Origin of the sequence: Clostridium sp. ZBS15, from assembly GCF_023845705.1 — a bacterium.
Classification (GTDB): domain Bacteria; phylum Bacillota; class Clostridia; order Clostridiales; family Clostridiaceae; genus Clostridium; species Clostridium aquiflavi.
On the sequence record NZ_JAMQHY010000227.1, the window covers coordinates 1 to 288 of the forward strand.

A 288-nucleotide genomic window follows, 5' to 3' on the forward strand; every position below is an offset into this window, starting at 1 on the left:
AAAAAAAAAAAACGCATCCTTAGTTATTTTAAAAGGATTTCCTTTCTGAATATCTTTGAATGAAGATAAAGATCCATGTAAATGATGAAGTTTAACCTTTCTATCACCAAACATCGATACAGCTAAATCTGGACTGAAAAAAAATCGTTTTTCATTACCAATAAGATTCCATTTATCCCGTGGAACATGATAATCCATAAATCTATCTGTTCAAATGGTTTCTAACAAAATAGTTTCTAACAATAAGTCAAAATTCAACGTGAACAAGTCGATATCATTTGAATCATC

1 protein-coding gene is annotated in these 288 nt (G+C 28.8%); it reads right to left on the reverse strand.

Going from position 1 to position 288, the window contains the following annotated elements; translation table 11 throughout:
- Positions 1-198: hypothetical protein (locus NG904_RS17130; RefSeq protein ID WP_252232951.1), on the reverse strand; the 198-nt coding region annotated here is incomplete at its 3' end.
- Positions 199-288 lie beyond the last annotated feature (90 nt).